Source organism: Streptomyces sp. NPDC059003, assembly GCF_042740445.1.
GTDB lineage: Bacteria > Actinomycetota > Actinomycetes > Streptomycetales > Streptomycetaceae > Streptomyces.
In genome coordinates, this window is sequence record NZ_JBHYJH010000390.1 from 1 (window position 1) to 3086 (window position 3086).

General features: G+C 76.1%; 2 protein-coding genes. Both read right to left on the minus strand.

Going from position 1 to position 3086, the window contains the following annotated elements; translation table 11 throughout:
• Window positions 1-146: 146 nt before the first annotated feature.
• Window positions 147-629, minus strand: a complete 483-nt coding sequence (locus ACFWZ5_RS45900; protein ID WP_384893191.1) for a hypothetical protein — start codon at window positions 627-629, stop codon at window positions 147-149.
• A gap of 236 nt (window positions 630-865) precedes the next feature.
• The gene (locus tag ACFWZ5_RS45905) at window positions 866-1864 is read right to left on the minus strand and encodes a hypothetical protein (RefSeq protein WP_384893194.1); all 999 of its coding nucleotides are present in this window, start codon (window positions 1862-1864) and stop codon (window positions 866-868) included.
• Between the last annotated feature and the right edge of the window lie 1222 nt (window positions 1865-3086).

Below are 3086 nucleotides of genomic sequence, written 5' to 3' on the forward strand. Positions count from 1 at the left end.
GCGCAGGGGGTGCGCGGGTGCCGGGGGGCGGAGGGCTGTAGCCGGTGCGCGGGCGAGCGGTGTGCCGGGGCGGGTGTGCCGTTGCCGCCTGTGCGTGCGGGGCTGGGCGGGGCGGGGGCCCGGGGGGGGGTGAGGGGGTGCGTAGGTCAGATGTGGGGGTGGCTGGCGGGGGGTTGGGTGGTGGGGTGGAAGGGTTGCTGGGTGACCCAGGGCGGTTGGGAGCGGGGGCGGTGTGGTGCGGGCTGCGGGGCCGGGGCGGGCGCGTGCTGAGGGTGGGGGGCGGACGCCTGGGCCGGGACGGGGGCCGGGGCCGGGATGGGGGCCGGAGCAGGCGCGGGGGTGGGCGCGGGGGTGGGCGCGGGGGTGGGCGCGGGGGTGGGCGCGGGGTGGAGGGTGAAGCGGACGGGGGTGCCTGCCGGGACGCGGATGACGGTGTGCACGTTCGCAGCCCAGATCTCGAACAGGTCCTTCTCGCCCGCGCGCGGGCGGCGGCTCATGGCGGCGATCGCTCCCAGGCTCCACTCGATGGCCTGTCCGTCGGGCTCGCCTTCGGTGAGGCTGAGGCTGGCGATGCGGGTGACCCCGGCGGCGTAGGCCTCCTCGATGGGGGCCTCGTGCGGTGTCGTCATGGTGGTTGCTGCCCCCTCGGGGGTGGTGCGGCGGTGTCGGTGAGGGGACGGTACGGCGCCGGGGGGCGCGGGCGGGGTACGGCCGTGCGGGGGTGGCCGGTGGATTCCCGTGGGGCGGGAGGGTGTTGGGGGGAAGGTGGCGGGGGGCGGGAGGCGGCTCGGTGCGGTGCGGGCGTGCGAAAGCCCCGGGCCGGGGCCCGGGGCTGCGGTGAAAGGGCGCGCAGGAGGTGGAGGGGTTAGGGGGTGGGCCAGGTGCTGCCGGGGGTGAGGTCGTAGCCGGGAAGGAAATCGGTGTGGGGCAGGGGCGGGATGACGTCGCCGGTGAACGGGTTCGTGCAGTGGGCGTCGAAGACCTCGGCTGCGGTGAGGGGGTGGAGGTGGCCCTGGAGCAGACGCCATCCGGTCAGGCGGTCGCGGGCGTGGGGGGCCGTGGTGCGCAGCAGCAGCGCGCCGGTCGAGCGGGGGGCGGGTTCGGGGTCGGGGGTGGTGCAGCGGGTGCAGGGGGCGTTGCTGGCGGCCAGGGCGGCGGCCAGGACGGCGACCAGGCGCGCCGCGTCGGTGTCGTCGAAGCGGGTGGGGGTGTCGGGGGTTTCCTGCTCGGCGGTCAGGCCTATGGTCAGGCGTTCTCCGTCGGCGGTACAGGTGCAGGTCAGGGTGTGGCTGCCGGTTCCGGCCCGGTCCAGGACGGCGTCCAGGAGGCGTCCGGCCCGGTCGATGGCGGCGTTGGCGCGGTCTTGGCCGCAGTCCTTGCAGGATCCGGCGTCGTCCAGCAGGAGGTGGGCGAGTTCGCCGCAGGCGTGCTGGGCGGCGCGGTCGATGAGCTGGTGGATGAGGGTGTCGATGTCCTGGCCCTGGTAGGTGAGGTGGGGGCCGTGGGCGGCGAGTTCGAGGGTGTAGCGGGCGCGGCTGGTAGGGGTGTCGGGGTCGATGCTGTGGCTGGTGCAGAAGTCGGTGTAGTGGGTGGCGTCGAAGTGGAGGGCGAGGGTGTGCTGGCCGTGGGTGGTGTGGGTGCGCAGGAGGGTTTCGGTGTGGGTGAGGTAGGCGGGGTGGTCGGTGGTGTGGGGGAAGGAGTGGTGGGTTTGGAGGGTGGCGTAGTCGTCGGGGTCGATGATGACGGGGATGAGGGCGGGGGTGTCGGGGGTGAGGTGGGGGGCAGGGCCGGAGAGGGCTTCGGGTGCGGGTGCGGGGGTGGGGGTGGGCTCGGTCGCGGTCTGGGGAGTGGTGGGATCTGCCATAGGGGTCTCCTGGGTCGCAAGGGGGCCGCTGCCGCTGTCCGGGGCGGTGCACGTCGCGGTGTGCCGGGCGGTGCGGTGGCGGGCTTGAGGCGGTCTTGGTGGGAGGAGACGCTAGGGCGGAAACCCGTGCAGACCGGGCGCTGTGACCTGCCAATTCGCTGGTGTGGCGGGGCCGGTTGGGCTTGGGGCGGGCGCGGGCGGTGGGCGGGGGCCGGGCGGTGAGGGCGGGCGGTGAGGGGGCCGGGCAGTGAACCGCCCGGGTGCTGCGGGCCCGGGCGGCGCGCGGCCGCTGCGCGGGCGGGGGTGAAGCGCAGGGGTGGCCGGTGAGGGCCGGTCACCTCGACGCCTCAGGGAGGAGCGGCGCGGGCGCTGTGGGCCAGGCGGCGCGAGGGCCAGGCGGCGCGCGGCCGGGGGTTGAGACACGGGCGGGGCCAAGAGCGCGCGGGCGCTGCGGGGTCCGGGCGGCGCGGCCGGGCGCGGGCAGTGTGGGCAGGGCGTCCAGGGCGCGGCTGCTGCGGGGCCCGGACGGCGCGGCCGGGCGGGGGTTTGGATGCGGGCGGGAGCGCGAACTGCCCCGGCCTGGCGGCCGGGGCAGTTCGGTTGCGCGGCGGGGCGCTGGGGGGGTGTCCGGAGTTCGGCGGCCGTCGCCGGGGGCGATGTGGGCGGCCGTCTCCGTGAGGAGCTGCTGCCCGTGACGGCCGGGGGGGCGACGGGGGTGGGGTCAGCGGGGGGTGGGTGTGATCACCCAGTACAGGGTTGTCCCTCCGTAGAGGGAGATCGTCCGCCCGTGGGTGTCTGTGCCATAGCGGTGGTAGCGCTCCACCCACAGCTTCGTGATGGTGAGGGGGGTACCGGTGGCTTTCCCGGGGTCTCGCGATGGCCGGAAGCCGTGGGGGGTTTCCGTTCCGTAGATCTGGAAGGGCGGCTGTATGCCGGTCAGCGTCCGGCGCTGTGGCTGCGCGCTGCTGGATGGTGGTGTGTCGGCAGTCATGAGTGCTCCCACTCGGTCTCGTTGGGGTCATCTGGCGGTCCGGGCCCGGTCCGTGGCCGGGCGGGCGGGCCTGAGGTGCTGGAGCCCGCGCCTCGATGGCGCTGGCGGCCCCGCACCGCGTCGTATGCGGGACACTGCGGCGCGGTGCCGCCGGGGCGGCGCGGTATCACGGTCCCGGGCTCCGACCCCCGGGCCCCGGAGGGCGTTCCCCTGGGGGTGTTGCTGTCGGCC

Excerpts from the sequence above, each read along its gene's own strand:
- ACFWZ5_RS45900 (WP_384893191.1), bottom strand. The coding sequence starts at position 629 with ATGACGACACCGCACGAGGCCCCCATCGAGGAGGCCTACGCCGCCGGG.
- ACFWZ5_RS45905 (WP_384893194.1), bottom strand. The coding sequence starts at position 1,864 with ATGGCAGATCCCACCACTCCCCAGACCGCGACCGAGCCCACCCCCACC.